Raw genomic sequence first — 25,104 nt, forward strand, 5'->3', positions numbered from 1 at the left:
ACCTGCTCAACGACGGCTATTTTAAAGGATAGAGGATAATCGCGTTGGGTGCGTTTGAACTCAGTCATCATCACGTTCTCCGGATTTAAGTCTGGAACGTGTCAACGCTATTCAGGACGGGTCATTAATTAAAATAAGGCCCTGAATAACAGGGCTTTATTTTACAACTACTCGTAATCTCAAATTATTTTTACTTAAAAGTGAATTAAGAAATCAACTTTAAATACACCAGAAAAATTTAAATAGTAATAATCCTGCCTAAAAACCCTTTTATTCGTCAAATACACTTCTCATTCATTCATACAATAAATAACACCGTTAAGCATTCAATTTGACCTGACCTGGTTATCGGGTGATAAAATAAACACTAAAGCATAATTTTTCTTCTGGCCATTTCATCATTGCCTGTATCGCTCTCTGCATATGTTTAGTACGCAAGGAAAATATTAATTAAGGATGAACCCTATGCAAAAGAAAAAACTTATTTCTATCGCTATCGCTTTAACGCTACAAAGTTATTACATTCCGGCCATCGCCGCAGAAAATAACGATGATGAAAAAGAATGTCCCAGTAATATCTCCTCCCTGCCTAAAGAAAAACGCGCAAAACTCTCACCGACCTGCCTTGCTACACCTGAAAATGATAATCACTGGGGCTGGGTTGCTGGCGGCGTTGCTGCACTGGTCGCAGGTGTGGCTATTGGCGTTGAAAATAACGGTGGCGGAGATTCTAATCATTCTTATACCCCCCCTACGCCCGATAATGGCGGCGACGTTACCCCGCCCGACGATGGCGGCAACGTCACCCCGCCCGACGATGGCGGCGATGATAATGTGATCCCACCCGATGATAGCGGCGATGACGATGTGACCCCGCCCGATGATAGCGGCGATGACGATGTGACCCCACCCGACGATAGCGGCGATGACGATGTAACCCCGCCCGACGATAGCGGCGATGACGATGTAACCCCGCCTGATGATAGCGGCGATGACGATGTAACCCCGCCTGACGATAGCGGCGATGACGATGTGACCCCGCCCGATGATAGCGGCGATGACGATGTGACCCCGCCCGATGATAGCGGCGATGACGATGTAACCCCGCCCGATGATAGCGGCGATGACGACGACACGCCCCCAGATGACTCTGTTATTACCTTCAGCAACGGCGTCACCATCGATAAAGGCAAAGACACCCTGACCTTCGATAGCTTCAAACTGGATAACGGCAGCGTTCTCGAGGGTGCCGTGTGGAATTATTCAGAACAGGACAACCAGTGGCAGCTCACCACCGCAGACGGCAAAACGCTGAACGTCACCGGCTGGGACGTGACCGACGCCAATGCTGCCGTGATTGAAGGCACCCAGGAAAACGGTCTCTACTGGAAGTACGACAGCCGTGGCTATCTGATTATTGCCGACGATAAAACCACCGTTATCAGCGGCGATGACCAGGCGCATAACTCCGATCGCGGCATGGATATCAGCGGCCAGGATCGCACCGGCGTGATTATTTCCGGCGATAGAACCGTCAACACGCTCACCGGGGACTCCAGTGTGACCGACGGCGCCACTGGCATGGTTATCTCCGGCGACGGCACCACCAACACCATTTCTGGCCACTCAACGGTGGACAACGCCACCGGCGCGCTGATTTCCGGCAACGGCACCACCACTAATTTCGCCGGTGACATTGCCGTGAGCGGCGGCGGCACCGCCATCATCATCGACGGCGACAACGCCACGATTAAGAATACCGGTACCTCTGACATCAGCGGCGCAGGCTCCACCGGCACCGTCATTAACGGCAATAACGCCCGCGTCAACAACGACGGTGATATGACCATCACCGACGGCGGCACAGGCGCCCACATTACCGGCGACGACGTGGTTATCGATAACGCCGGGAGCACCACCGTCAGCGGCGCAGACGCCACGGCGCTGTATATCTATGGCGACAACGCGCTCGTTATCAACGAAGGTAATCAAACTATCTCTGACGGCGCCGTCGGTACGCGAATTGACGGCGACGACGCCCATACCACCAATACCGGTGATATCGCGGTGGATGGCGCGGGCTCTGCCGCCGTGATTATCAATGGCGACAACGGCAGCCTGACCCAGGCGGGCGATCTGCTGGTCACCGACGGCGCGATGGGCATCATCACCTACGGTACCGGAAATGAAGCAAAAAATACCGGCAACGCCACCGTACGTGATGCGGACTCGGTGGGTTTTGTGGTTGCAGGCGAAAAAAACACCTTCAAAAACAAAGGGGATATTGACGTCAGCCTTAACGGCACCGGCGCGCTGGTGAGCGGCGATATGTCGCAGGTTACGCTGGATGGCGATATTAACGTTGTCTCAGTCCAGGACAGCGAAGGCGTATTTAGCTCAGCGACAGGCGTGAACGTGAGCGGCGACAGCAACGCCGTTGATATCACCGGCAACGTAAATATCAGCGCCGACTACGGGCAGGATGCTCTGGCTGCCGGGGCGCCCCCGTTAACCGGCGTTGTTGTCGGCGGTAACGGCAATAACGTTACCCTTAATGGCGCGCTGAATATTGATGACAACGATCTGTCCGCCACCAGCGGACAATACCTGGACGTTGTTGGCCTGAGCGTAACAGGTGATGATAACGACGTTGAGATTGACGGCGGTATTAATATCACCCACAGCGAGGATCCACGTGATGGAACCTCTTCAGACGTTACCGGCATCAGCGTCAGCGGTAACAGTACCGTTACGCTAAACGGTCATTCTACCATTGATACCAACACGTTAGTGGGTGGTCACGTTGTACTGGCGCGGGTCAACAACGGCGGCTCCCTGATTCTGGGTGATGACTCAGTTGTTGACGTTAATGTCAGTTATATACCCACAGGCTTTTTCACCTACAACGCGTTGCTGATGGCTGATGGCGAAGGCACATCAATTGAAAATAAAGGCGATATTACAAGCCATGGCGTATATTCCGTCATTCGCGCAGATAACGGCGCGAAAGTCAGCAACAGCGGAGATATTCTTGTCTACGCGACCAATAGCAACAGCAGTGAGGATCGTGCAGCCATCACAAGGGCTAATGGCGAGGGATCGGCTGTTCATAACAAAGCCGGCGGCGATATCACCATCATTTCTGACCAGACGCCGCAGGGCAGTGGCGGTGATGGCGCATACCCACTGAAATGGTACACCCATACCTTTTACGCCATGTTGGCTACGGGTGATGGCGATGTCGTTAGTGATAAGGACGCCACTATCCATTTGCAGGGCGCGGGTGTATATGGCGTTAGCGCCAGCAGAGGAACAGCCTCAAACGCAGGCGATATCTATCTGGACGGTTTTGTCCCGACGCTGGACGATGAAAACAACATCACCGACACAAATTACTGGAAACCGTCGCAGCTTTATCTCACCAGCTCAGGAATGGTGGCGGGGTCTACCGATGCCGATGGCGACGCCACCGCTATCAACACTGGCACCATTACCGTTAACAACGCCGGGTTCGGCATGATGGCGCTTAACGGCGGAACCGCCATTAACCAGGGCGTAATCACCCTGACCGCCGATGACGGCGTTGAAGGCCAGGCAAACGAGCTGGTCGGCATGGCGGCGCTCAACGGCGGCACCGTCATCAACGACACCAGCGGTATCATCAATATTGATGCCGATTACGGCCAGCCCTTCCTGACCGACGGCAGTAGCACCGTAGTTAACTACGGCACCGTTTGCTATGACAGCGCTTGCCAGAACAGTGACGAGTACAACCCAACTGATAGCAATGTATCCCTTTCCTTTAGAGATGGTGATGAGATTACCGCCGAGGGTGAAACGCTGACCGGTGAAACCATCCTCACCAATCCGGTTGCAACAGAAACCGTACACGTTAGCAATGCGGGAACCGTCAGCGGCGGCCAAGTTATCATTAAAAATTACGGCGATGTCACCAACGAATCCACTGGCAGTATCAGCAGTGTAAGTATTGAGACAGGGGGTATCTACACCAACGACGGCACAACGGCCGCCGTTTCCGTAGACGGCGGCGTCTTCAACAATACTGGTACCGTCACCGGGAAAACCGGCACCACGGTAGCAGGTTCCGTTATTAACAACAGCGGTTCCATGAACACGGTTGAGCAGTGGACCAGTACCATGAACAATACCGGTACGGTGACAGCCTGGACTGGCGCATCGGGCAGTGCGGTACTGAACAACAACACAGGCGGCGAGGTTGATAAACTGACCTTTACCGCCGCTGCAACCGTCAATAACGCCGGCGTGATTAAAAACGGCTCTGTCGATAAAAGCGGGACGCTTAATAACCTCGAAGATGGTGTGATGACGCTGGCGGATAACGGCCTGTGGTCCGGCACCTTCAATAACTGGGGGACGGTAAACAGCGATGCCGATATCGCGACTGGAGGAAATGGACACACGCTGTACAACGGTTCCACCGGCGTCATTAACGGGCAAATTACTACCTCGAAAAATAATGGCGGCAGTAAAGCCATTAACGACGGCACCATCAACATTGATAAAACCAACAATGTGGCGATGTCCGCGCACGGCAGCGCGAAGATGGTCAATAACGGCACTATCAATGTGGGTACAGTCGGCACCACGCAAACCGGAATGGTCGGGATGCAGTTGGAATCAGATGCAAAATCCGATGCAGTGATCGAGAACAATGGCACCATCAATATTTACGCCAGCGACTCCTACGCCTTCAGCCAGTTGGGCAGCAACGGCCATATCGTCAACAACGGCACGGTCTACATTGATGACAGCGTGACCGGTTCCGGCTTTATCAAGCAGGACGGTAAAACCATTGAAGGCAGCGGCGAAAACGGCGACGGTACGGAAGTGCATTATGTTGACTTCACTGCCCCCACGGAACCCACCATTACCGATGGCACGACGACCGTTACCACCAGCGACAGTGCAGATTCATCTGCCACCAACAACCTGTCGGGCTACGTAGTCGGCACCAGCGCTGATGGCAGCGCCGGTAAATTGATGGTCAGCAATGCCAGCATGAACGGTGTGGAAATTAACACCGGGTTCACCGCAGGCACCGCCGACACCACCGTCAGCTTTGACAACGTGGTTGAGGGCAGCAACCTGTCCGACGCAGGCGCGATTCAGTCCACTTCCGTAGTCTGGAACGCCCAGGGTAGCCAGGATGCCGACGGCAACGTTGACGTCACCATGACCAAAAACGCCTATGCCGATGTGGCGACCGACGGCTCGGTAAGCGACGTGGCGCAGGCGCTGGACGCCGGTTACACCAACAACGAGCTGTACACCAGCCTTAACGTGGGTACTACCGCCGAGCTGAACAGCGCACTCAAGCAGGTGAGCGGTGCTCAAGCCACCACGGTATTCCGTGAAGCGCGTGTACTCAGCAACCGCTTTACCATGCTGGCCGACGCCGCGCCGCAAATTAAAGATGGCCTGGCGTTCAACGTCGTAGCGAAAGGCGACCCACGTGCGGAGCTGGGCAACGACACCCAGTACGACATGCTGGCATTACGCCAGACGTTGGATCTCACCGCCAGCCAGAATCTGACGCTGGAGTACGGTATTGCGCGTCTGGATGGCGACGGTTCGAAAACCGCAGGCGATAACGGCCTGACCGGCGGCTACAGCCAGTTCTTTGGCCTGAAGCACAGCATGGCGTTTGATGAAGGTCTGGCGTGGAACAACAGCCTGCGTTATGACGTGCACAACCTCGACAGCAGCCGTTCTGTCGCCTATGGCGATGTCAACAAAATTGCCGATTCCGACATGCGTCAGCAGTACCTTGAGTTTCGCAGTGAAGGGGCGAAAACTTTCACCATGATGAGTGATACGTTGAAAGTCACGCCGTATGCCGGGGTGAAATTCCGTCACACCATGGAAGATAGCTACAAAGAGCGCAGCGCCGGAGATTTTAACCTGTCGATGAACTCTGGCAACGAAACGGCGGTAGACTCTATTGTCGGCCTGAAGCTGGATTACGCCGGGAAAGACGGCTGGAGCGCCACCGCTACCCTGGAAGGCGGCCCGAACCTGAGCTACAGCAAGAGCCAGCGTACAGCGTCATTACAGGGTGCGGCGGGTCAATCGTTCGGCGTGGATGACGGTCAAAAAGGCGGCGGCGTTAATGGTCTGGCAACCATCGGCGTGAAATACAGCAGCAATGATACCGCGCTACATCTGGATGCATACCAGTGGAAGGAAGACGGTATCAGCGATAAAGGCTTTATGCTTAACGTTAAGAAAACATTTCGTTAAATAAACGACATTATATAACACTAATAAAGGCCGCTTATTATTAAGCGGCCTTTTTAAATCATATCCCCTGGTAAAGATAAAGTCCTTATTTGGACTACCTGGATGATTCATTAATTGCTATCGTACTATACGCTAAATAGATCTTATATTTATTCCACCAGTAGTGCTCGTTTTATCAACAAGGATTTTGAAATGTTTAAATTTGTAAAAATTGCCGTTGTGGCAGGGGTTCTGGCGACGCTCACTGCTTGTACTGGTCATATCGAAAACAAAAAAAATAACTGCAGCTACGATTATTTGCTGCACCCTGCAATTTCTATTTCTAAAATTATTGGCGGTTGCGGCCCGGCTGCCGATCAATAATAGAAACGACTGCGCAGATACAAAAAAACCGGGATTTTCCCGGTTTTTTTACAGGTCTGATAAACGGTACGGCGCAGATGCCTTGTCCAACTTACGCTCGTTTGTAGGCCCGATAAGCTAGCGCCATCGGGCAAGCAATAACCCTTACGGTTTCGCCACAAAGCCAATGGCTTCGTAAACGGCTTTCAGCGTTTCGGCCGCACGTGCGCTGGCTTTTTCCGCCCCGTCTTTCATCACCTTCTGCAAGAACGCTTCGTCGTTGCGGAAACGGTGATAGCGCTCCTGCAACTCAGACAACATTCCGGAAACCGCCTCCGCCACTTCGCCTTTCAAATGGCCATACATTTTACCTTCAAATTGTTTTTCCAGTTCAGGAATGCTCTGACCGGTCACGGCGGAAAGAATATCCAGCAGGTTAGAGACACCCGCTTTCTCTTTCACATCATAACGCACTACCGGCGGCTCGTCGGAGTCAGTGACCGCACGTTTGATTTTCTTCACTACCGATTTCGGATCTTCCAGCAGGCCGATCACGTTATTACGGTTATCGTCCGATTTGGACATTTTCTTTGTCGGCTCCAGCAGCGACATCACGCGCGCGCCGGATTTTGGAATAAACGGTTCCGGTACTTTGAAAATATCGCCATACAGCCCGTTAAAACGCTGGGCGATATCGCGGCTCAGTTCCAGATGCTGCTTCTGATCTTCGCCTACCGGCACCAGATTGGTTTGGTACAACAGGATGTCTGCCGCCATCAACACCGGGTAATCAAACAGGCCGGCGTTAATGTTTTCCGCATAGCGCGCAGATTTATCTTTAAACTGCGTCATACGGCTCAGCTCGCCGAAATAGGTATAGCAGTTCAGCGCCCAGCCAAGCTGCGCATGTTCCGGCACATGGGACTGAACGAAAATAGTGCTCTTTTCAGGATCAATACCACATGCCAGGTACAGCGCCAGCGTATCCAGCGTCGCTTTACGTAGCTGCTGCGCGTCCTGACGCACGGTAATAGCATGTTGGTCTACGATGCAGTAGATGCAATGATAGTCATCCTGCATGTTTACCCACTGACGCAATGCCCCCATATAGTTGCCAATGGTCAATTCACCTGAGGGCTGTGCGCCACTAAAAACGATGGGCTTAGTCATTTTTTATTTCCTGGTTATCGCTATGCGGAAGCCCAAGTGCGGGCAAAAGATCGTTAAAACTGTCATAAATGACGTCCGGCTCGCTAAGAGCGATCGCTTCGCCATAATTGTAGCCGTATGTCAGGCCAACCGAAGGGCAGCCCGCCGCTTTTGCAGCCTGAATATCATTACGCGAATCGCCGACAAAAAGCATCTGCTCCGGCATCATGCCCAGCCGGCTTGCCACCAGCAACAGCGGCTCCGGATGCGGCTTCTTATTTTGCACATCATCGCCGCCGATAACCACACTAAAGTATTTGGCGATATCAAGCGATTCCAGCAACGGCGCGACGAACGGCGTCGGCTTATTCGTCACCAGACCTAATGACAACCCGCTGGCGTGCAGCGCGCCCAGCGTGTCGGCGACATGCGGAAATAAAAAGGTGCCTTCTTCCGCCACTTCGCCATAATACCTGTCGAACAGTTTACGCAGAATGCGTACCTGTTCCTCGGCAGGAATATCTTCATCAACGGGCGGTTTCCCCATCGTCTTACGCAGCGTGGCGCGCTCCTCGCGAGCCCAGGTCAGCGCGCGTTCCATCAATACGTCTGCGCCGTTACCAATCCAGGTAATCACGCGCTCCTCGCCCGCGACCGGCAGTTCCAGCGCATACAGCGCCATATCCACCGCCGCGGCAAGACCCGGCGCGCTATCCACCAGCGTACCGTCAAGATCAAAGGCGACGCCCCGAATATTCTGTAACTTATCCATGACTTACCTTTGCCAGCTCACTGCGCATTTCATCAATCACTTTTTTGTAGTCGGGCTTATCGAAAATTGCCGACCCCGCAACAAACATGTCCGCACCTGCTGCGGCGATCTCGCCGATATTGTTCACCTTCACGCCGCCGTCCACCTCCAGGCGAATGTCGTAACCGGAGGCATCAATGCGGCGACGCACTTCGCGCAGTTTATCCAGCGTCTGCGGAATGAAAGACTGGCCGCCGAAGCCTGGGTTCACGGACATCAGCAGGATCACATCCAGTTTGTCCATGACGTAATCGAGATAACTGAGCGACGTTGCCGGGTTGAATACCAGCCCCGCTTTACAGCCGTGTTCTTTAATCAACTGTAGCGTGCGGTCAACATGTTCGGAGGCTTCCGGGTGAAAAGTAATGATGCTCGCGCCAGCGGCGGCAAAGTCGGGCACGATACGGTCGACTGGCTTGACCATCAGGTGGACATCAATTGGCGCGGTAATACCGTACTGACGCAGGGATTTCAGCACCATCGGGCCGATAGTCAGGTTCGGCACATAGTGATTATCCATGACGTCAAAGTGTACAACATCAGCACCGGCAGCCAGCGCTTTGGCGGTGTCTTCACCCAGGCGAGCAAAATCAGCCGACAGAATTGAGGGGGCAATCAAATACTGTTTCATCCGCTTCTCCTTGAGAATTATTTTCTTGCAGGCGTTGCGACTCCTGGTTGGTACAGAGCCAGCAGTTCGTCCACCTTTTTACGTGTGCCGCCGTTGCTGCTTATACTGCGTCTAACTTTGACGACATGCAATTTTGCGAGTTGATACCACTCGCGTGTGAGCGCCGTATCATGGTTGGAAATGAGCACCGGTATCCGGTTACTGACCAGATTCTCAGCGATTTCCGCCAGATGCGCTTGTTGCGTCAGGCTAAAACTATTGGTGTGATACGCTGTGAAGTTAGCCGTGGCGGACAACGGCGCATAAGGCGGATCGCAATAGACCACCGACGACTTGTCCGCACGCGCCATACTGTCTGCGTATGACTCACAGTAAAAGAACGCATTCTGCGCTTTTTCTGCAAAGTGGTACAACTCCGCTTCCGGGAAGTAAGGTCTTTTATAACGACCAAACGGTACATTAAATTCCCCGCGTAAGTTATAGCGACAGAGTCCGTTATAACCGTAGCGGTTCAGATATAAAAACAGTACCGCCCGACGAAAGGGGTCCTGGCAGGTGTTGAACTCCTCACGGAGTTGGTAATAGACCTCAGCCTGGTTAGTTTCAGGCATAAACAGCTCGCGCGAAGCCTGTACATACTCGTCAGTACGTAACTTCACGATGTTATAGAGGCTAATAAGGTCGCTGTTGATATCGGCGAGGATATAACGAGAAAAGTCGGTGTTAAGAAACACCGATCCGGCACCCACAAAAGGTTCAACAAGGCACTCGCCTTTTGGCAAATGTCGTTTGATATCATCAAGCAGAGGGTATTTTCCCCCTGCCCACTTCAAAAAAGCGCGATTTTTTTTCATGCTGACTAACTAATTACACCTTCTCCGGCTGTGGAGAAAGCTCCGACAGCATCCTGCGCTTTAGGCTGTGCCGCGTTGCTTTACGGCGCATTTGACGGTAGCAAATGCGCCCCTCGCGCCTGTCCTGAACAAAAATAGCTGTCAGCGACACTCACAGGCAATTGCAGGACACAGCCTGGATTATTTCAGATCGGCCTGAACCTGATGCAACGGTTTTGCCCACGGGTTTTTCGCCTGCACATCGGCAGGTAAGGTGGACACCGCACGTTTAGCATCTTCTTTCGAAGCATACATCCCCGTTACCAGCACATACCACGGTTGTCCATTACGCGTCGTCTCGTATACCACATAATTTTTCAGGTTCTCTTTCTTCGCCCAACCGTTCAGGTTGTCGTAATTTGAAGAACTACTGAGCTGCAATGTGTAGTGGCTGGATGGCGCGCTCTTTAATGCGCCAACGTTGCCGGCGCTTTTCCCGCCGCCTGCGACAGGCGTCGTCGAGGCTTGCGCTGGCTTCGCTGTTTGTACCGGCGCAGCGCTTGCCGTCGCTGTCGGCGCAGCCGTCGTGGTGGTCGCTTTCGGCGTCGCGGCTGGCGCTGCCGGTTCCGTGCGTTTCACTGGCGCGACCGGTTTCTTCGGTTCCGCAGTGGTGGTTTTCGCCGTGGTCTGCGGTTTCTTAGGTTCAATGACGGCCTGTTTACGTTCCGGACGCGTGGTATGACGCTCGGTAGGTTCGCTAACCGCCGCCTGACGCGTCGTGCTGCCATTGCGAACTGGCGCGACGGTTGCAGGCTCTGTCGGCAACGTAGAGTTCACCGCAACATTGTTCATCTGCTCTGGATTCTGCGTCAGCGCATTATTCAGATCGCCCTGCACTTCCACGCGCTGCTGACCGTCAGCGACCACAGGTGACTGTCCCTGCGTCGGCGTTGAAGAAATCGGCGGCAACGAAATATCCTGCGACGTATTGCCCGCGGTTTGTTCTGCGGAGGTGGCGCCCGGCGCAGGCTGGGTCGCATTCGCCTGATCGGCGGCGTTACCGGAAAGATCGATACTCTTTTCGCCAGAGGCCGACGGCTCGCTGGAAGACGTAGAGGGGGCTTTCAGCGCGGAGCCGATACCGATAATCAACAGCAGCAGCACCAGTACGCCAACGCCCATCATCATGTACTGACGAGAGGCTGGCTTATGGGCCGCTTTTTTACGCTTACGTGGGCGGCGTTCAACACGCTCTTCGTCCACCGTATCGTCTTCATCGGATTCGTACTCTTCTTCAACTTCAGGTTCTTCACTACGCGCTTTACGCGTACGCGTCGGACGGCGATCGTCGGCGTCCAGATCAACGTCATCAAAGTTGATCTGCGGCTCATTATCGCGTTCTGAAGATTGACGAGAACGACCAGTACGACGATCGCTGGGATCGGGTTTCAGCTCGTCTTCTGGTTTGAATTCATCCATTTAACACCCCACTCAAAGGTTAATGCTTACGACATTGCACATAACCTGAAGCTAAAAGACTGACATCTACGCAATATCAGTCTGACCTTTCTTGTTGTTACGCCTGCTGACAGTCAGCAATCGCGCTAAGAACGACTTCGTGCGACACTCCGCCGCGCACTTCACTTTTCCCTATGGCCAGCGGAAGCACTAAACGCAGCTCCCCCGCTAACACTTTTTTATCTCGCAGCATGTGCGGCAAATAGTCCTGCGCGGACATCTCGCAAGGGCCATTGACTGGCAACCCGGCCCGTTCGAGTAGAGCGATGATGCGCTGCGTATCAGCAGAACTGAACTGCCCCAAACGCTCGGATGCGCGCGCAGCCATCACTATACCTGCGGCAACGGCTTCACCATGTAACCAATTGCCATATCCCATTTCCGCTTCAATGGCGTGGCCAAAGGTATGTCCAAGATTCAGTAAAGCACGTAAGCCCGCTTCACGCTCGTCGGCGGCAACAACTTCGGCTTTCAGCTCGCAACAACGACGAATACAGTACGCCATCGCCGGGCCGTCCAGACGCAATAGCGCATCCAGATTACCCTCAAGCCAGGTGAAGAAGTCTGCGTCGAGTATAATGCCGTATTTGATCACCTCTGCCAGTCCCGATGCCAGTTCGCGTGCGGGAAGCGTTTTCAGGCAATCAAGATCGACAACCACAGAAGCGGGTTGGTAAAACGCGCCAATCATGTTTTTGCCAAGGGGATGGTTGACGGCGGTCTTCCCGCCCACGGAAGAATCAACCTGCGACAGTAAGGTAGTTGGCACCTGGATGAAACGAACGCCTCGCTGGTAGCTGGCCGCCGCAAAACCGGTGAGATCGCCAATCACGCCGCCGCCAAGCGCGACCAGCGTGGTATCACGACCATGCGGTTTTTTCAGTAACGCCGTAAACACCGTATCCAGCACCGTCAGGCTCTTATACTGCTCGCCGTCAGGAAGAATCACGCTGTCTACGTTAACGCCCGCCCGTTCGAGTACGCCGCGAACCTTGTCCAGATAAAGCGGCGCCAGGGTTTCGTTGGTCACTAACATGACCTGATCGCCTGATTTCAGCGGCAAGAATGAAGCTGGTTCGTTAAACAAACCAGCCGCGATGGTGATCGGGTAACTACGTTCCCCGAGAGTGACTGTAATCCTCTCCATGACGCGACATCCACCTTAGTTACTTGTGCCCGCTTACCCAGCGTATTCTGCTTGAATTAGTTGCTTTCCAGCATATGAATAATCTGGTTTGCCACAACCTTAGCGCTTTGATCGTCGGTGCGAATGGTGACGTCGGCAATCTCTTCGTACAGCGGATTGCGTTCGTTAGCCAGCGCTTCCAGAACTTCGCGAGGCGGTGCTTCAACCTGCAACAGCGGGCGTTTTTTATCACGCTGCGTGCGCGCTAGTTGTTTTTCGATGGTCGTTTCAAGGTAGACCACGACGCCACGCGCGGAGAGACGGTTACGCGTTTCACGCGATTTTACAGAGCCACCGCCGGTTGCCAGCACAATACCCTGTTTTTCCGTCAATTCGTTGATAACTTTTTCTTCACGATTACGGAAGCCGTCTTCACCTTCAACATCGAAGACCCAGCCCACATCAGCTCCGGTTCGTTTCTCAATCTCTTGATCAGAATCGTAAAATTCCATATTGAGTTGTTGAGCTAACTGGCGCCCAATAGTGCTTTTTCCGGCACCCATAGGCCCAACCAGAAAGATATTGCGTTTCTCTGCCATTTTTTCGGTACTACTAAGACTATTCGTTAATGGTAAACCCGCTTCACAGACACCCAGCGCAGCAGGACATGAACTGAAACCTCATAAGATATTGCGAGAGTCAGACTGAAAATTATCTCAATACTCAAGCGGGTTTGGCAACTGAATAAATCACCAAGCCTGATTGTTGCAAAACCCGAGTTAGCGTTGCCGGATGGCGACCAGAACAACATATCCGGCCTACAAATTGCTCTACTTTCAAACAATTGTGCGCAATCCGCAGAACCAATACGTCTGCATCAGCGGACATTCAGCCGTTTATCATCGGTCTTATGCACACCTTCGGCAAGGCAAAGCGCATTAATCAATGCGTAAGCAACGAAAAGCACGACTCTCAAATCGGTACTCCTTGTATGCTAAATACATCCGCACGTCAAATCCCGCAGATGCGTTCAGTGCAAAAACAGCGCTTTTTTATGCATAAATTATTCTGTCGCCACCAGTCTGGGGGTGATAAACACCACTAATTCGCGTCGCTCGTCCTCTTTGCCGTCATGGCGGAAGAGCTGACCAAGCCAGGGAATATCCCCCAACAGCGGCACGCTATCGCTACCCGATTTATTTTTTCGCGAAAAAATACCGCCCAGCGCCAGCGTCTCGCCGCTTTTTACCTCTACCTGCGTTTCAATTTCCTGTTTATCTATCGCCAGCACTTCGCCGTCAGCCTGTTGTAGTACCTGACCGGGGACATTCTGGCTGATATGTAACTTCAGGCGGATGCGCCCTTTTTGCAAAACGGTGGGCGTCACCTCCATTCCCAGCACCGCTTCTTTAAATTCCACGGAGGTCGCGCCGCTTTCGCCGCTGGAAACCTGATAAGGAATTTCGCTGCCTTGCTTGATACTGGCTGGCTGCAGATGGGAAGCCAGCAGCCGGGGGCTGGCGATAATATCCAACTGCTGCTTTTGCTCCAGCGCTGACAGCTCCAGATCCAGCAAGCGTCCGTTAATGCGCCCGATGTTAAACCCGACGCGTGAGGTGGCGGCGGCGACGGATAAATCACTGGAAAGCGTCGTCACGTCACCCACCGCGCCCGCTTGCGTCGCGTCAGCCAGCGTCCACTTTACGCCCAGTTCCCGTAGACTCTTTTCGTTAATGGTGACGATATGCGCCGCCAGCTCCACCTGCGCCACCGGCAGATCCATTTGCGATACCCATTTTTCCAGCTCCGCCAGGGCCGCGCGGTTATCGCGCAACAGCAGGCGGTTGGTGCGCTTATCTACCATGATGGTTCCCTTCGCGCTCAGGAGTTTCTCGCCCGCTTTCGCCAGTTCGCCGGCATCGGCGTATTGCAGGCTAATGCTGCGGTTTTCCAGCGGTAAATTAGCCTGAAGCCTTAACCGCTCGGCATCCTGCCGCGCACTGTGTTCTTTCTGCCAGGCCTGTGAATGAACATGGAGAATATTCCCCTCCTGACGCAGCACCAGCCCCGCGCTATTGACCACCGTCTGTAGCGCCTGTTTCCACGGCACATCCGTCAGATGTAGCGATAATGTCCCGCTGACGTCCGGCGACACCACCAGATTCTGCCGCTCCTGCTCGGCTAAAGTCTGCAAAACCTGCACCACAGGGACGTCGTCAACCACCAGCGTCACTTTCGCCGCTTTTCCCGCCTGCGCGGCGGGCATCAAGGCTATCAGTATTATGGCTATCCATCGCTTCATTGTCCGCTCCCTGACGTAGCCACCGCCACTGCGGCGGCGCACAATTTTCACCGGTCGTTAACGTTAAGGCTTCCGCCGTCAGGCAGACAATCGTCCAACCGTTTTCCAGCGTCTGCCCTTCTTCCACTCGTCGCCATTTTTGCTGACTGTCTTTAAGAATGCCTGTCCATCGCTCGCCTTTACGCACCGCGCCCTGATACCGCCACTGCGAGAGTTCTGCTATCCGGCAGCGATCTTCCGGCGGGCGGAAGGGATCGCGCATTCCCGTCAACGTCAGCAAACAAAAACAGAGCAATACACTGCGGCTAGCCTTCATTCGCCAGGCGCTCCAGTTGCAGCGTCATCAATAATTCCGCCCCCTCTCTACGCAATGAAAACCGACTTACGCTCATCTCGCTTTCGGCCAACCGGACAAACAGCGACGGCACCGCATCCCAGGACGTTTTCAGCGCCATTTCTCCCCCCTGCGCCGATGGCTGCCAGTGCAGCAAACGCAGGGGAGGCGCCTGGAAATCTAACGGCGAAAAAGGACGCGGATTTTCAACGGTGCCCCCGAAAAGCGGTTCAGCCGCGACGCTCAGACGGCGCAGATGACGCCACTGTTGCCGGGCGGCCTCGCGCTGCTGGCTTAACCGCGCATGTTGCGTATCCAGCGTCTTCCAGCCGGGATAGCCCACAGATAACGCGACCGTCAGCGTCAGGCACAGCACGCCTGCACACCAACCGAAAACCCGACCACGGCGCGACATCCCGTACCAGATATCAAAGAGCGCGTTCACGGGCGGCGCTCCTCGTTAACTGATAATGGAACTGCCAGCGCCCTTGCGCATCCTGCCGTGTGGCGCCCGTGCGGTTTAGCGGAAAACTGACATAGTGACGAAGCGATGTCTCAAGCGTGAGCAGGGCGTCAAACGTTCTCGCCAGCCCTTCCAGCTCTAGCGTCTCTTGCTGATAATTGAGGCTTGTCAGCCATGCCTGATCTGGCAACAGGTTGGCAAGGTCAGTCAAGATAGATTGCCAGGCTTGCGTCAGTTCACTCTGCGCCTGACGTTGTAATCGCGCCTGTTGCTGCCGCTGACGCTGCTGCAACTGCGGTATGTTCGCCGCAAGCGCCGTCGTGCGTCCGTTTTCCGCCGTCAGTAGCAGTTCATTAATCCTCCCCTCCTGCCAAAAAACCAACCGGGCGATCGTCGTGAGGCTTGCTATCAGCAGCAGGGACGCGCCCCATACCACGCACCACAACCGCAGACGCGCTACGTAATGTTGGCGCCGCCAGGGGAGCAAATTGACAGAATGCGCCATCAGCGTATCTCCCCTATGGCTAAACCCAGCGCAATCGCAAAGCGATAACCGTCCGGCGGAACCGGCGGTTGGCGGACGGTTACGGCGCGCCAGGGGTCGAATTCGCCTTCGGCGCATAACGAAATATGTTCCGGCACGACGGATAACGTCGCGGCAAGGTCATGCAGCGTCGTCGCCTCTCGCGCCGATTTACGCCCCCACGCATAGCGCGTCGCCCACAGCCACTGGCTCTCATCGCGCCAGACCAGACATTGCCGCCCCGAAGGTATAAACGGCAGCAAGCGCTGTAACGCGCAGGCATCGGGCGTTACAGCAGCGATGCGCACATTGAGCGTTTGCGCCAGCGTTAACAGCTCTGAAATTTCTTTGCTTTGCGCGGCGGTAACGTTGAACGCGGGACTCAGCGCATCGTCCTGAAAGTCGAAACGCAATAAGTCCGGATCCATATCCAGCTCACGCGCCATCGTTTGTGAAAGCCATGCGACTTGCTCACGTTCCCGCAGACGCATCGGCGGATGTGGAAAAGCGCGTTGCAATGTCCGATTTGCGGGAAAAGAGAGATAAATACGGTGACGTAGCGGCAGCTCGCGGCTCCAGGGTCGCAGTACGTGAGCCAGCGATTGCGGGTCAGGAATCGTACCCTCTGCCGTGGAGGCGTTCATCAGCGGCAGTCGCCACCAACGTTGCAGGGACCAGCCCGATGCGCCGCGAATAACGGCGATGGCCAGCGCTTCATGCTGCTGAATATGCAATCCTATTTGCCAGGTTTTAAAAGCCATAACGGTCGATCTCCTTATCACCCGTCGCGTTAACGGGTATATCAATGCGTCTGGCTTGCCTTTATACTACCGCGCGTTTGTTTATAAACTGCCCAAATGACACTAAATGGGAAATCTCCAGTGAAGTTCGTAAAGTATTTATTGATCCTTGCAGTATGTTGCATCCTGCTGGGAGCAGGCTCGATTTATGGCCTTTATCGCTATATTGAGCCACAGCTACCTGACGTCGCGACATTGAAAGATGTGCGTTTGCAAATTCCGATGCAGGTTTACAGCGCGGATGGCGAACTTATCGCGCAATATGGCGAAAAACGTCGTATTCCCGTTACGCTCGATCAAATTCCGCCGGAAATGATCAACGCCTTTATCGCCACCGAAGATAGCCGCTTTTATGAGCATCACGGCATTGACCCGGTAGGTATTTTCCGTGCGGCCAGCGTCGCGCTCTTCTCCGGTCACGCATCGCAGGGAGCAAGTACCATTACCCAGCAACTGGCGCGAAACTTCTTCCTTAGCCCCGAACGCACGCTGATGCGCAAGATCAAGGAAGCGTTTCTGGCGATTCGTATTGAGCAGTTGCTGAATAAAAATGAGATCCTCGAACTCTATCTGAACAAGATCTATCTCGGCTACCGCGCCTATGGCGTTGGCGCGGCGGCACAGGTCTACTTTGGTAAGACGGTCGACCAGCTTAGCCTAAGCGAAATGGCGGTTATCGCCGGGCTACCTAAAGCGCCTTCTACCTTTAATCCGCTCTACTCGATGGATCGGGCGATAGCGCGCCGTAACGTAGTGCTTTCGCGAATGTTAAGCGAGGGATATATCACTCAGGCGCAGTACAATCAGGCCCGTAGCGAACCTATCGACGCAAATTATCACGCGCCGGAAATCGCCTTCTCCGCACCTTATCTGTCGGAAATGGTGCGCCAGGAAATGTATAACCGTTATGGCGAAAGCGCCTACGAAGATGGTTATCGTATTTACACGACCATCACCCGCAAAGTGCAGCAGGCCGCGCAACAGGCGGTGCGTAATAACGTGCTGGACTATGACATGCGCCACGGTTATCGCGGCCCGGCGAATGTGCTATGGAAAGTGGGCGAAACGGCGTGGGACAGTAAAAAAATTACCGATACGTTGAAAGCGTTGCCGACCTACGGACCGCTGCTTCCCGCCGTGGTCACCAGCGCTAATCCGCAAGAGGCGACCGCTGCGCTTGCCGACGGTACGTCCGTTTCGCTACATATGGAAGGAATGCGTTGGGCGCGGCCTTACCGCTCGGATACACAGCAGGGGCCGACGCCGCGTAAAGTTACCGATGTCGTCCAGACAGGTCAGCAAATCTGGGTTCGTCAGGTGGATAACGACTGGTGGCTGGCGCAGGTACCGGAAGTGAACTCCGCGCTGGTTTCGCTTAACCCGCAAACTGGCGCGGTACTGGCGCTGGTCGGCGGTTTCGATTTTAATCAGAGTAAATTTAACCGCGCGACGCAAGCTTTGCGTCAGGTGGGGTCGAACATCAAACCGTTCCTCTACACCGCCGCAATGGATAAAGGGCTGACGCTCGCCAGTATGCTCAACGATGTGCCGATTTCCCGCTGGGACGCCGGGGCAGGTTCAGACTGGCGTCCGAAAAACTCCCCGCCGCAGTACGCCGGACCGATTCGTTTACGCCAGGGGCTGGGGCAGTCGAAAAACGTGGTGATGGTACGCGCCATGCGCGCCATGGGCGTCGACTATGCGGCGGAGTATCTGCAACGCTTCGGCTTCCCGGCGCAGAATATCGTGCATACCGAATCGCTGGCGCTGGGCTCCGCCTCCTTCACGCCGATGCAGGTTGCGCGCGGTTATGCGGTGATGGCGAACGGCGGTTTCCTGATCGACCCGTATTTCATCAGCAAGATTGAGAACGATCAGGGCGGCGTGATCTTCGAAGCGAAACCGAAAATCGCCTGCCCGGAGTGCGATATCCCGGTCATTTACGGCAATACGCAGAAATCCGACGTGCTGGAAAACACCAATGTGGAAGAGGTCGCGGTTTCGCAAGAGCAGCAAAACAGCGCCGTACCGATGCCTGAGCTGGAACAGGCAAACCAAGCGCTGGTCGCGCAAAACGGCACGCAGGAGTACGCGCCGCATGTGATCAATACACCGCTGGCGTTTCTGATTAAAAGCGCGCTGAACACCAATATCTTCGGCGAACCCGGCTGGATGGGTACCGGCTGGCGTGCGGCGCGTGACCTTAAACGTCGCGATATCGGCGGCAAAACCGGTACAACCAACAGCTCGAAAGACGCATGGTTCTCCGGCTATGGCCCTGGCGTCGTCACTTCCGTATGGATCGGCTTTGACGATCACCGCCGTGATTTAGGCCGCACCACCGCTTCCGGCGCGATCAAAGATCAAATCTCCGGCTATGAGGGCGGCGCGAAGAGCGCGCAACCAGCATGGGACGCCTATATGAAAGCCGTGCTGGAAGGCGTGCCGGAACAGCCGCTAACGCCGCCGCCGGGCATCGTCACGGTGAATATCGACCGCAGTACCGGACAACTGGCGAGCGGCGGTAACAGCCGTGAAGAGTATTTCATCGAAGGCACGCAGCCGACACAACAGGCGGTACACGAGGTGGGAACCACCATTATTGATAATGGTGAAACACACGAACTGTTCTGATCAAAAAAGGCGCTCCGGCGCCTTTTTTATTGTGTTTAGCGGATGACGGCGAACGGGGAGACAAACTTTCCGTTGGCTTGATCAACGCCGCGCCATCAGGCAATTCGGCCCTGCGCTTTCAACCACTCGCGTACCAGAAACAGCGCGCTGACGTTGCGGGCCTCGTTAAAATCGGGGTCTTCCAGCAGATCCATTAAATGCGCCAGCGGCCAGCGTACCTGCGGCAATGGCTCAGGCTCGTCGCCTTCCAGCGACTCCGGATAGAGATCTTCCGCCACCACGATATTCATTTTGCTGGAAAAATAAGAGGGCGCCATGCTGAGTTTTTTTAAGAAGGTCAGGTTATGCGCGCCAAACCCGACCTCTTCTTTGAGCTCCCGGTTCGCCGCTTCAAAAACGGTCTCGCCCGGGTCGATCAATCCTTTCGAGAAGCCCAGCTCATAGGATTCGGTTCCCACCGCATACTCACGAATAAGAATCAGATGCTCATCAACGATCGGCACAATCATTACCGCCTCACGGGTTGATGGTCGCATACGTTCATACACGCGACGCACGCCGTTGCTGAACTCCAGATCCACGCTTTCTACGTTAAACAGTCGGGATTGTGCGACGGTTTCCACTTTCAGAATGGTGGGTTTTTGTAATGATTTGCTCATTGTGAGAATCTTTGCAGTGTAATCTGTGGTCATTGTGCGACATACCGCACGGTTTCGGCAATGCGAATTGCCGTTTATTTACATTTATGTAACGTAATAAAAATTAATTCTTATTTCAAATTAAAAGTCAATAGGTTGAAATAACTCCAGGAATTTGCTGATATTCCGTTTTTGGTGGTATTGCTATGATTTGCCTTCACTGGGATGCGCTTTACAATGCTCAAGTTCAACTCCACGCTTGCCGATAGCCAACCACAGAAAAATGTTTATTGGACAGGGTGCGACTGACCACGCCTGACAGACTTAGTAAGATGGGGAAAGCATGAGCACCATTCTGATTTTTATAGCTGCTTTGCTGGCCTGCTCTCTACTGGCAATATGGCGGTTCCGGGTAAAGTCCAGACGAGGGAGCTTACCGTGGATCAGCGCCTTTCAGGACGCGCAAACGCGTAAACTGTTGCCCGAAGAGCGCAGCGCGGTAGAAAACTATCTCGATAACCTTAGCCAGATCCAGCAAGTTCCGGGGCCGACAGGCGCCAGTGCTGCGCCCATCTCGCTGACGCTGAACGCGGAAAGCAACAGTGTCGTGATACTGACCCACTCCATCACCCGCTACGGCATTACCACTGACGATCCTAATAAATGGCGCTACTACCTCGACTCCGTCGAAGTCCATCTGCCGCCTTTCTGGGAACAGTACATCAATGATGAAAACAACGTTGAGCTGATCCTCACGGATACGCTGCCGCTGGTGATCTCTTTAAACGGCCATACGCTGCAAGAGTATATGCAGGAGTCGCGCGGCTACGCGCTACAGAATACTGCCTCTACGCAGGCGTCGATTCGCGGCGAAGAGAGCGAGCAGATTGAGCTGTTGAATATCCGTCAGGAGACCCACGAAGAATATGCGCTCAGCCGCCCGGCTGGCTTGCGCGAAGCGTTGTTAATCGTCGCCTCCTTTTTGTTATTCTTTTTCTGCCTGATAACGCCAGACGTTTTTGTACCGTGGATGATAGGCGGCGCGATCCTGCTGCTGGCAGCCGGACTTTGGGGACTTTTTGCGCCGCCGTCGAAAAGCGCGCTGCGGGAAATTCACTGTCTGCGGGGAACGCCCCGCCGCTGGGGACTGTTTGGGGAGAATAATCAGGAGCAGATTAACAATATTTCGCTGGGCATCATCGACCTTATTTACCCTGCCCACTGGCAACCCTACATTACGCAGGATCTTGGGCAACAAACGGATATTGATATTTACCTTGATCGCCATGTCGCCCGCCAGGGCCGGTTTTTATCCCTGCATGATGAAGTGAAAAACTTTCCGTTGCAGCACTGGTTACGCAGCACTGTTATTGCTATCGGTTCGCTGCTGGTGTTGTTTATGCTGCTGTTCTGGATCCCGCTGGATATGCCAATCAAGTTCACGCTATCGTGGATGAAAGGCGCGCAAACCATTGAAGCGACAACGGTAAAACAGCTTGAAAAAGCTGGCGTGCGGGTGGGCGATACGCTGCACCTGAGCGGTAAAGGAATGTGTAATATTCATTCCGGCGCGACCTGGAGCGGCCAGTCTAACTCACCGTTTATGCCATTCGATTGCTCGCAAATCATCTGGAATGACGCGCCTGCGCTACCGCTGCCGGAATCAGACCTGGTGAATAAAGCGATGGCGCTAAGCCAGGCGGTAAATCGTCAGCTCCATCCAAAACCCGAAGACGACTCGCGCGTCAGCGCATCTTTACGCTCCGCGATCCAAAAATCGGGCATGGTATTATTAGATGATTTTGGCGATATTGTTCTGAAAACTGCTGATTTGTGCGCGGCGGAAGACGAGTGCGTGCGTCTGAAAAATGCGCTGGTTAATCTCGGTAACAGTAAGGACTGGAACGCGCTGGTGAAACGCGCGAACGCCGGCAAACTGGACGGCGTCAACGTGCTGCTACGCCCCGTAAGCGCAGAGTCGCTGGAAAATCTGGTCACGACCTCAACGGCGCCGTTTATTTCTCGCGAGACCGCGCGTGCCGCCCAGTCGCTGAATAGCCCCGCTCCCGGCGGATTCCTGATCGCCAGCGATGAAGGCAGCGAACTGGTTGATCAGGCCTGGCCGTCAACGCCGCTGTATGACTATCCCGCGCAGGAACAGTGGAGCGCCTTCCAGCGTCTGGCGCAAACACTCATGCAGACGCCATTTAGCGCCGAGGGCATTGTCACCAGCGTGTATACCGATGCCAACGGTACGCAGCATATCAGCCTGCATCGTATCCCCGATAAATCCGGCTGGTGGCGTTACCTCGGCACCACGCTGCTGATGCTGGCAATGATAGTGAGCGCGGTCTACAACGGCATTCAGGCGTTCAGGCGTTATCAACGCCACCGTACCCGTATGGCGGACATCCAGGAATACTATGAAAGCTGCCTCAATCCCAGGTTAACCGTCTCTCCGGAAAATCTCATCTGATAGCGCCGCCGTGCGACAGGGTATGCTACCCTGTCGCGCAAATTGCGTTACCCTGGAGTTCCCCATGCATATTGATATTGACTGGCAAAACGTGGATACCGTTTTGCTGGATATGGACGGCACGCTGCTCGATCTCGCGTTCGATAACTATTTCTGGCAAAAGCTGGTACCGGAAACCTACGGCGCGCAGCAGGGTATTTCGCCGCAGGACGCGCAGGAATATATTCGTCAGCAGTATCATGCCGTACAGCATACGCTAAACTGGTACTGTCTGGATTACTGGAGCGAGCGTCTGGGTCTGGATATTTGCGCCATGACGACGGCGCAAGGACCGCGCGCCGTTTTGCGCGACGATACCGTACCGTTTCTGAATGCGTTAAAAGCCAGCGGAAAACGTCGGATTCTGCTCACCAATGCGCATCCACATAACCTGGCGGTGAAGCTGGAGCATACCGGTCTGGCCTCACACCTTGATTTATTACTTTCCACCCACACATTTGGTTATCCCAAAGAGGATCAGCGGTTATGGCGCGCTGTCACTGAGGAAACGGGAATAAGCGCAGAGAAAACGCTGTTTATCGATGACAGCGAACCGATTCTCGACGCCGCCGCCCGGTTTGGTATTCGCTACTGTCTTGGCGTGACGAATCCCGATTCCGGTCTGGCGGAAAAGCACTATACGCGCCATCCGTCCCTGAACGACTACCGCCGTCTGATCCCCTCGCTGAAGTGAAGGAGACGCCATGAAAGAAAAGTCCTCCGTTGAGGTCAGACTGGATAAATGGCTGTGGGCCGCGCGTTTTTATAAAACCCGCGCGCTGGCCCGCGAGATGATTGAAGGCGGTAAGGTGCATTACAACGGCCAGCGCAGTAAGCCGAGCAAAATCGTCGAGCTGAACGCAACCCTTACCCTGCGTCAGGGAAATGACGAACGGACGGTGATCGTTAAAGCCATCACCGAACAGCGCCGTCCGGCCAGCGAAGCCGCCGCTCTGTATGAAGAGACGGCGGAAAGCGTGGAGAAACGCGAAAAAATGGCGCAGGCGCGCAAACTTAACGCCCTGACCATGCCGCATCCGGACAGGCGACCGGACAAGAAAGAGCGCCGCGACCTGTTACGATTTAAACACGGCGACAGCGAATAACTGTCACCCGCAAGAGAGATGATTATGCCGCAACATGACCAATTACATCGTTATCTGTTTGAAAACTTTGCCGTTCGCGGCGAGCTGGTGACCGTTTCGGAAACCTTGCAACAGATCCTCGACAATCATACCTACCCGCAGCCGGTGAAAACCGTACTGGCCGAACTGCTGGTCGCCACTAGCCTGCTGACCGCGACGCTGAAGTTTGCCGGTGACATTACGGTACAGCTCCAGGGCGACGGGCCGTTAAGCCTGGCGGTGATCAATGGCAATAATCAGCAGCAGATGCGCGGCGTGGCTCGCGTTCAGGGCGATATCCCTGACAATGCGGATCTCAAAACGCTGGTTGGCAACGGCTATCTGGTGATCACCATTACGCCGGAAGAGGGTGAACGCTATCAGGGCGTGGTGGGTCTGGAAGGCGATACTCTGGCGGCGTGCCTGGAAGATTACTTCCTGCGCTCCGAGCAGTTGCCGACGCGCCTGTTTATCCGTACCGGCGATGTCGACGGTAAACCGGCGGCAGGTGGAATGTTGCTTCAGGTGATGCCGGCACAGAACGCGCAGGCAGAGGATTTCGACCATCTGGCTATGTTGACGGAAACCATTAAAAGCGAAGAGCTGCTGACGTTACCGGCAAATGACGTGCTGTGGCGTTTGTATCACGAAGAAGAAGTCACGCTCTACGATCCGCAAAATGTTGAGTTCAAATGCACCTGTTCACGCGAACGTTGCGCGGGCGCGCTGAAAACATTGCCGGATGAAGAAGTGGACAGCATTCTGGCGGAAGAAGGTGAAATCGATATGCACTGCGATTATTGCGGCAATCATTACCTGTTCAATGCGATGGATATCGCGGAGATCCGTAACAACGCCTCTCCTGCCGATCCACAGGTTCATTAATCGCCTTTCAGTCGACAACATCATTGCCTGATGGCGCTGCGCTTATCTGGCCTACAGCATCCCGCTCCGTAGCTACCGTCTTGAACGTCAAGCGGTAGCTACATAATTTTCATCCCACGGAAGCCGCGTTTTCAACACGCCGAAGCATAAATGTACCAGTTTGCGCATCACAGCTCCCAGCGCGGCTTTCTTCG

General features: G+C 54.3%; 20 protein-coding genes and 1 pseudogene. 7 read left to right on the plus strand and 14 right to left on the minus strand.

Annotated features, from left to right (window positions below):
* Positions 1-456: 456 nt before the first annotated feature.
* Complete coding sequence (locus ACH0WD_RS23915; RefSeq protein WP_109501513.1) at positions 457-6,282, plus strand: autotransporter domain-containing protein; 5,826 nt, start codon at positions 457-459, stop codon at positions 6,280-6,282.
* Between the two features lie 192 nt (positions 6,283-6,474).
* Entirely contained in the window at positions 6,475-6,645 is a 171-nt protein-coding gene (locus tag ACH0WD_RS23920) for a YhfL family protein (protein ID WP_000472323.1), read from the plus strand.
* A gap of 144 nt (positions 6,646-6,789) precedes the next feature.
* Here the strand turns inward: ACH0WD_RS23920 and trpS are convergent, their stop codons facing one another.
* The 12 genes from trpS to ACH0WD_RS23980 form a co-directional block, all read right to left on the minus strand.
* Positions 6,790-7,794 carry a tryptophan--tRNA ligase gene (trpS, locus tag ACH0WD_RS23925; RefSeq protein ID WP_000165562.1) on the minus strand — a complete coding sequence of 335 codons (1,005 nt, stop codon included), beginning with the start codon at positions 7,792-7,794 and terminating at the stop codon, positions 6,790-6,792.
* Complete coding sequence (gene gph / locus ACH0WD_RS23930) at positions 7,787-8,545, minus strand: phosphoglycolate phosphatase (RefSeq protein ID WP_000359652.1); 759 nt, start codon at positions 8,543-8,545, stop codon at positions 7,787-7,789. The genes trpS and gph overlap by 8 nt, the downstream gene beginning before the upstream one ends.
* Positions 8,538-9,215 carry a ribulose-phosphate 3-epimerase gene (gene rpe / locus ACH0WD_RS23935; RefSeq protein WP_000816286.1) on the minus strand — a complete coding sequence of 226 codons (678 nt, stop codon included), beginning with the start codon at positions 9,213-9,215 and terminating at the stop codon, positions 8,538-8,540. The genes gph and rpe overlap by 8 nt, the downstream gene beginning before the upstream one ends.
* 17 nt (positions 9,216-9,232) lie before the next feature.
* A complete protein-coding gene (gene dam, locus ACH0WD_RS23940; protein WP_000742132.1) occupies positions 9,233-10,069 on the minus strand; it encodes an adenine-specific DNA-methyltransferase in 837 nt (278 codons plus the stop codon).
* A gap of 180 nt (positions 10,070-10,249) precedes the next feature.
* On the minus strand, positions 10,250-11,527 hold the full coding sequence (gene damX, locus ACH0WD_RS23945) for a cell division protein DamX (protein WP_000343147.1): 1,278 nt from the start codon (positions 11,525-11,527) through the stop codon (positions 10,250-10,252).
* A 97-nt stretch (positions 11,528-11,624) separates the two neighbouring features.
* Positions 11,625-12,713: a 3-dehydroquinate synthase gene (aroB, locus tag ACH0WD_RS23950; protein WP_000439824.1), complete on the minus strand. Its 1,089-nt coding sequence runs from the start codon at positions 12,711-12,713 to the stop codon at positions 11,625-11,627.
* A 56-nt stretch (positions 12,714-12,769) separates the two neighbouring features.
* Entirely contained in the window at positions 12,770-13,291 is a 522-nt protein-coding gene (aroK, locus tag ACH0WD_RS23955) for a shikimate kinase AroK (protein WP_000818621.1), read from the minus strand.
* A 464-nt stretch (positions 13,292-13,755) separates the two neighbouring features.
* Positions 13,756-14,994, minus strand: coding sequence for a DNA uptake porin HofQ (hofQ, locus tag ACH0WD_RS23960; protein WP_000832811.1), 1,239 nt, complete (start codon positions 14,992-14,994; stop codon positions 13,756-13,758).
* Entirely contained in the window at positions 14,909-15,310 is a 402-nt protein-coding gene (locus ACH0WD_RS23965; protein ID WP_000648139.1) for a HofP DNA utilization family protein, read from the minus strand. The genes hofQ and ACH0WD_RS23965 overlap by 86 nt, the downstream gene beginning before the upstream one ends.
* Positions 15,300-15,773, minus strand: a complete 474-nt coding sequence (locus ACH0WD_RS23970; RefSeq protein WP_000992489.1) for a hypothetical protein — start codon at positions 15,771-15,773, stop codon at positions 15,300-15,302. The genes ACH0WD_RS23965 and ACH0WD_RS23970 overlap by 11 nt, the downstream gene beginning before the upstream one ends.
* On the minus strand, positions 15,757-16,296 hold the full coding sequence (locus ACH0WD_RS23975) for a PilN domain-containing protein (protein WP_000951397.1): 540 nt from the start codon (positions 16,294-16,296) through the stop codon (positions 15,757-15,759). Before ACH0WD_RS23975 ends, ACH0WD_RS23970 begins: the two co-directional genes overlap by 17 nt.
* On the minus strand, positions 16,296-17,075 hold the full coding sequence (locus ACH0WD_RS23980) for a hypothetical protein (RefSeq protein ID WP_000874735.1): 780 nt from the start codon (positions 17,073-17,075) through the stop codon (positions 16,296-16,298). Before ACH0WD_RS23980 ends, ACH0WD_RS23975 begins: the two co-directional genes overlap by 1 nt.
* A 120-nt stretch (positions 17,076-17,195) precedes the next feature.
* Between ACH0WD_RS23980 and mrcA the strand changes: the two genes are divergently transcribed.
* On the plus strand, positions 17,196-19,748 hold the full coding sequence (gene mrcA / locus ACH0WD_RS23985; RefSeq protein WP_000673817.1) for a peptidoglycan glycosyltransferase/peptidoglycan DD-transpeptidase MrcA: 2,553 nt from the start codon (positions 17,196-17,198) through the stop codon (positions 19,746-19,748).
* A gap of 95 nt (positions 19,749-19,843) precedes the next feature.
* Here the strand turns inward: mrcA and nudE are convergent, their stop codons facing one another.
* Positions 19,844-20,407, minus strand: coding sequence for an ADP compounds hydrolase NudE (gene nudE / locus ACH0WD_RS23990; RefSeq protein WP_000045725.1), 564 nt, complete (start codon positions 20,405-20,407; stop codon positions 19,844-19,846).
* Positions 20,408-20,729: 322 nt separating this feature from the next.
* Here nudE and igaA point away from each other — a divergent pair, with 322 nt between their 5' ends.
* The 4 genes from igaA (at position 20,730) to hslO (ending at position 24,910) form a co-directional block, all read left to right on the plus strand.
* Positions 20,730-22,862 carry an intracellular growth attenuator protein IgaA gene (igaA, locus tag ACH0WD_RS23995; protein WP_000104092.1) on the plus strand — a complete coding sequence of 711 codons (2,133 nt, stop codon included), beginning with the start codon at positions 20,730-20,732 and terminating at the stop codon, positions 22,860-22,862.
* A gap of 64 nt (positions 22,863-22,926) precedes the next feature.
* A complete protein-coding gene (gene yrfG / locus ACH0WD_RS24000) occupies positions 22,927-23,595 on the plus strand; it encodes a GMP/IMP nucleotidase (RefSeq protein ID WP_001681571.1) in 669 nt (222 codons plus the stop codon).
* A 10-nt stretch (positions 23,596-23,605) separates the two neighbouring features.
* Positions 23,606-24,007 (plus strand): ribosome-associated heat shock protein Hsp15, encoded by a 402-nt coding sequence (hslR, locus tag ACH0WD_RS24005; RefSeq protein ID WP_000660719.1) that lies wholly within the window; start codon positions 23,606-23,608, stop codon positions 24,005-24,007.
* 24 nt (positions 24,008-24,031) lie between these two features.
* Positions 24,032-24,910, plus strand: coding sequence for an Hsp33 family molecular chaperone HslO (hslO, locus tag ACH0WD_RS24010; RefSeq protein WP_001673738.1), 879 nt, complete (start codon positions 24,032-24,034; stop codon positions 24,908-24,910).
* Between the two features lie 87 nt (positions 24,911-24,997).
* Here hslO and ACH0WD_RS24015 read toward each other — a convergent pair.
* Positions 24,998-25,104: pseudogene (locus ACH0WD_RS24015) on the minus strand (IS110 family transposase); the annotation flags it as partial.

Source organism: Salmonella sp. 2020_1395 (assembly GCF_043848115.1).
Lineage (GTDB): Bacteria > Pseudomonadota > Gammaproteobacteria > Enterobacterales > Enterobacteriaceae > Salmonella > Salmonella enterica.

Bases quoted from the DNA above. Each gene is read 5' to 3' on its own strand.
- ACH0WD_RS23915 (WP_109501513.1), top strand. From the start codon at position 457: ATGAACCCTATGCAAAAGAAAAAACTTATTTCTATCGCTATCGCTTTA.
- damX (WP_000343147.1), bottom strand. From the start codon at position 11,527: ATGGATGAATTCAAACCAGAAGACGAGCTGAAACCCGATCCCAGCGAT.
- nudE (WP_000045725.1), bottom strand. From the start codon at position 20,407: ATGAGCAAATCATTACAAAAACCCACCATTCTGAAAGTGGAAACCGTC.
- trpS (WP_000165562.1), bottom strand. From the start codon at position 7,794: ATGACTAAGCCCATCGTTTTTAGTGGCGCACAGCCCTCAGGTGAATTG.
- dam (WP_000742132.1), bottom strand. From the start codon at position 10,069: ATGAAAAAAAATCGCGCTTTTTTGAAGTGGGCAGGGGGAAAATACCCT.
- gph (WP_000359652.1), bottom strand. From the start codon at position 8,545: ATGGATAAGTTACAGAATATTCGGGGCGTCGCCTTTGATCTTGACGGT.
- aroK (WP_000818621.1), bottom strand. From the start codon at position 13,291: ATGGCAGAGAAACGCAATATCTTTCTGGTTGGGCCTATGGGTGCCGGA.
- ACH0WD_RS23920 (WP_000472323.1), top strand. From the start codon at position 6,475: ATGTTTAAATTTGTAAAAATTGCCGTTGTGGCAGGGGTTCTGGCGACG.
- aroB (WP_000439824.1), bottom strand. From the start codon at position 12,713: ATGGAGAGGATTACAGTCACTCTCGGGGAACGTAGTTACCCGATCACC.
- hslO (WP_001673738.1), top strand. From the start codon at position 24,032: ATGCCGCAACATGACCAATTACATCGTTATCTGTTTGAAAACTTTGCC.
- ACH0WD_RS23975 (WP_000951397.1), bottom strand. From the start codon at position 16,296: ATGGCGCATTCTGTCAATTTGCTCCCCTGGCGGCGCCAACATTACGTA.
- hofQ (WP_000832811.1), bottom strand. From the start codon at position 14,994: ATGAAGCGATGGATAGCCATAATACTGATAGCCTTGATGCCCGCCGCG.
- hslR (WP_000660719.1), top strand. From the start codon at position 23,606: ATGAAAGAAAAGTCCTCCGTTGAGGTCAGACTGGATAAATGGCTGTGG.
- ACH0WD_RS23965 (WP_000648139.1), bottom strand. From the start codon at position 15,310: ATGAAGGCTAGCCGCAGTGTATTGCTCTGTTTTTGTTTGCTGACGTTG.
- yrfG (WP_001681571.1), top strand. From the start codon at position 22,927: ATGCATATTGATATTGACTGGCAAAACGTGGATACCGTTTTGCTGGAT.
- igaA (WP_000104092.1), top strand. From the start codon at position 20,730: ATGAGCACCATTCTGATTTTTATAGCTGCTTTGCTGGCCTGCTCTCTA.
- ACH0WD_RS23980 (WP_000874735.1), bottom strand. From the start codon at position 17,075: ATGGCTTTTAAAACCTGGCAAATAGGATTGCATATTCAGCAGCATGAA.
- rpe (WP_000816286.1), bottom strand. From the start codon at position 9,215: ATGAAACAGTATTTGATTGCCCCCTCAATTCTGTCGGCTGATTTTGCT.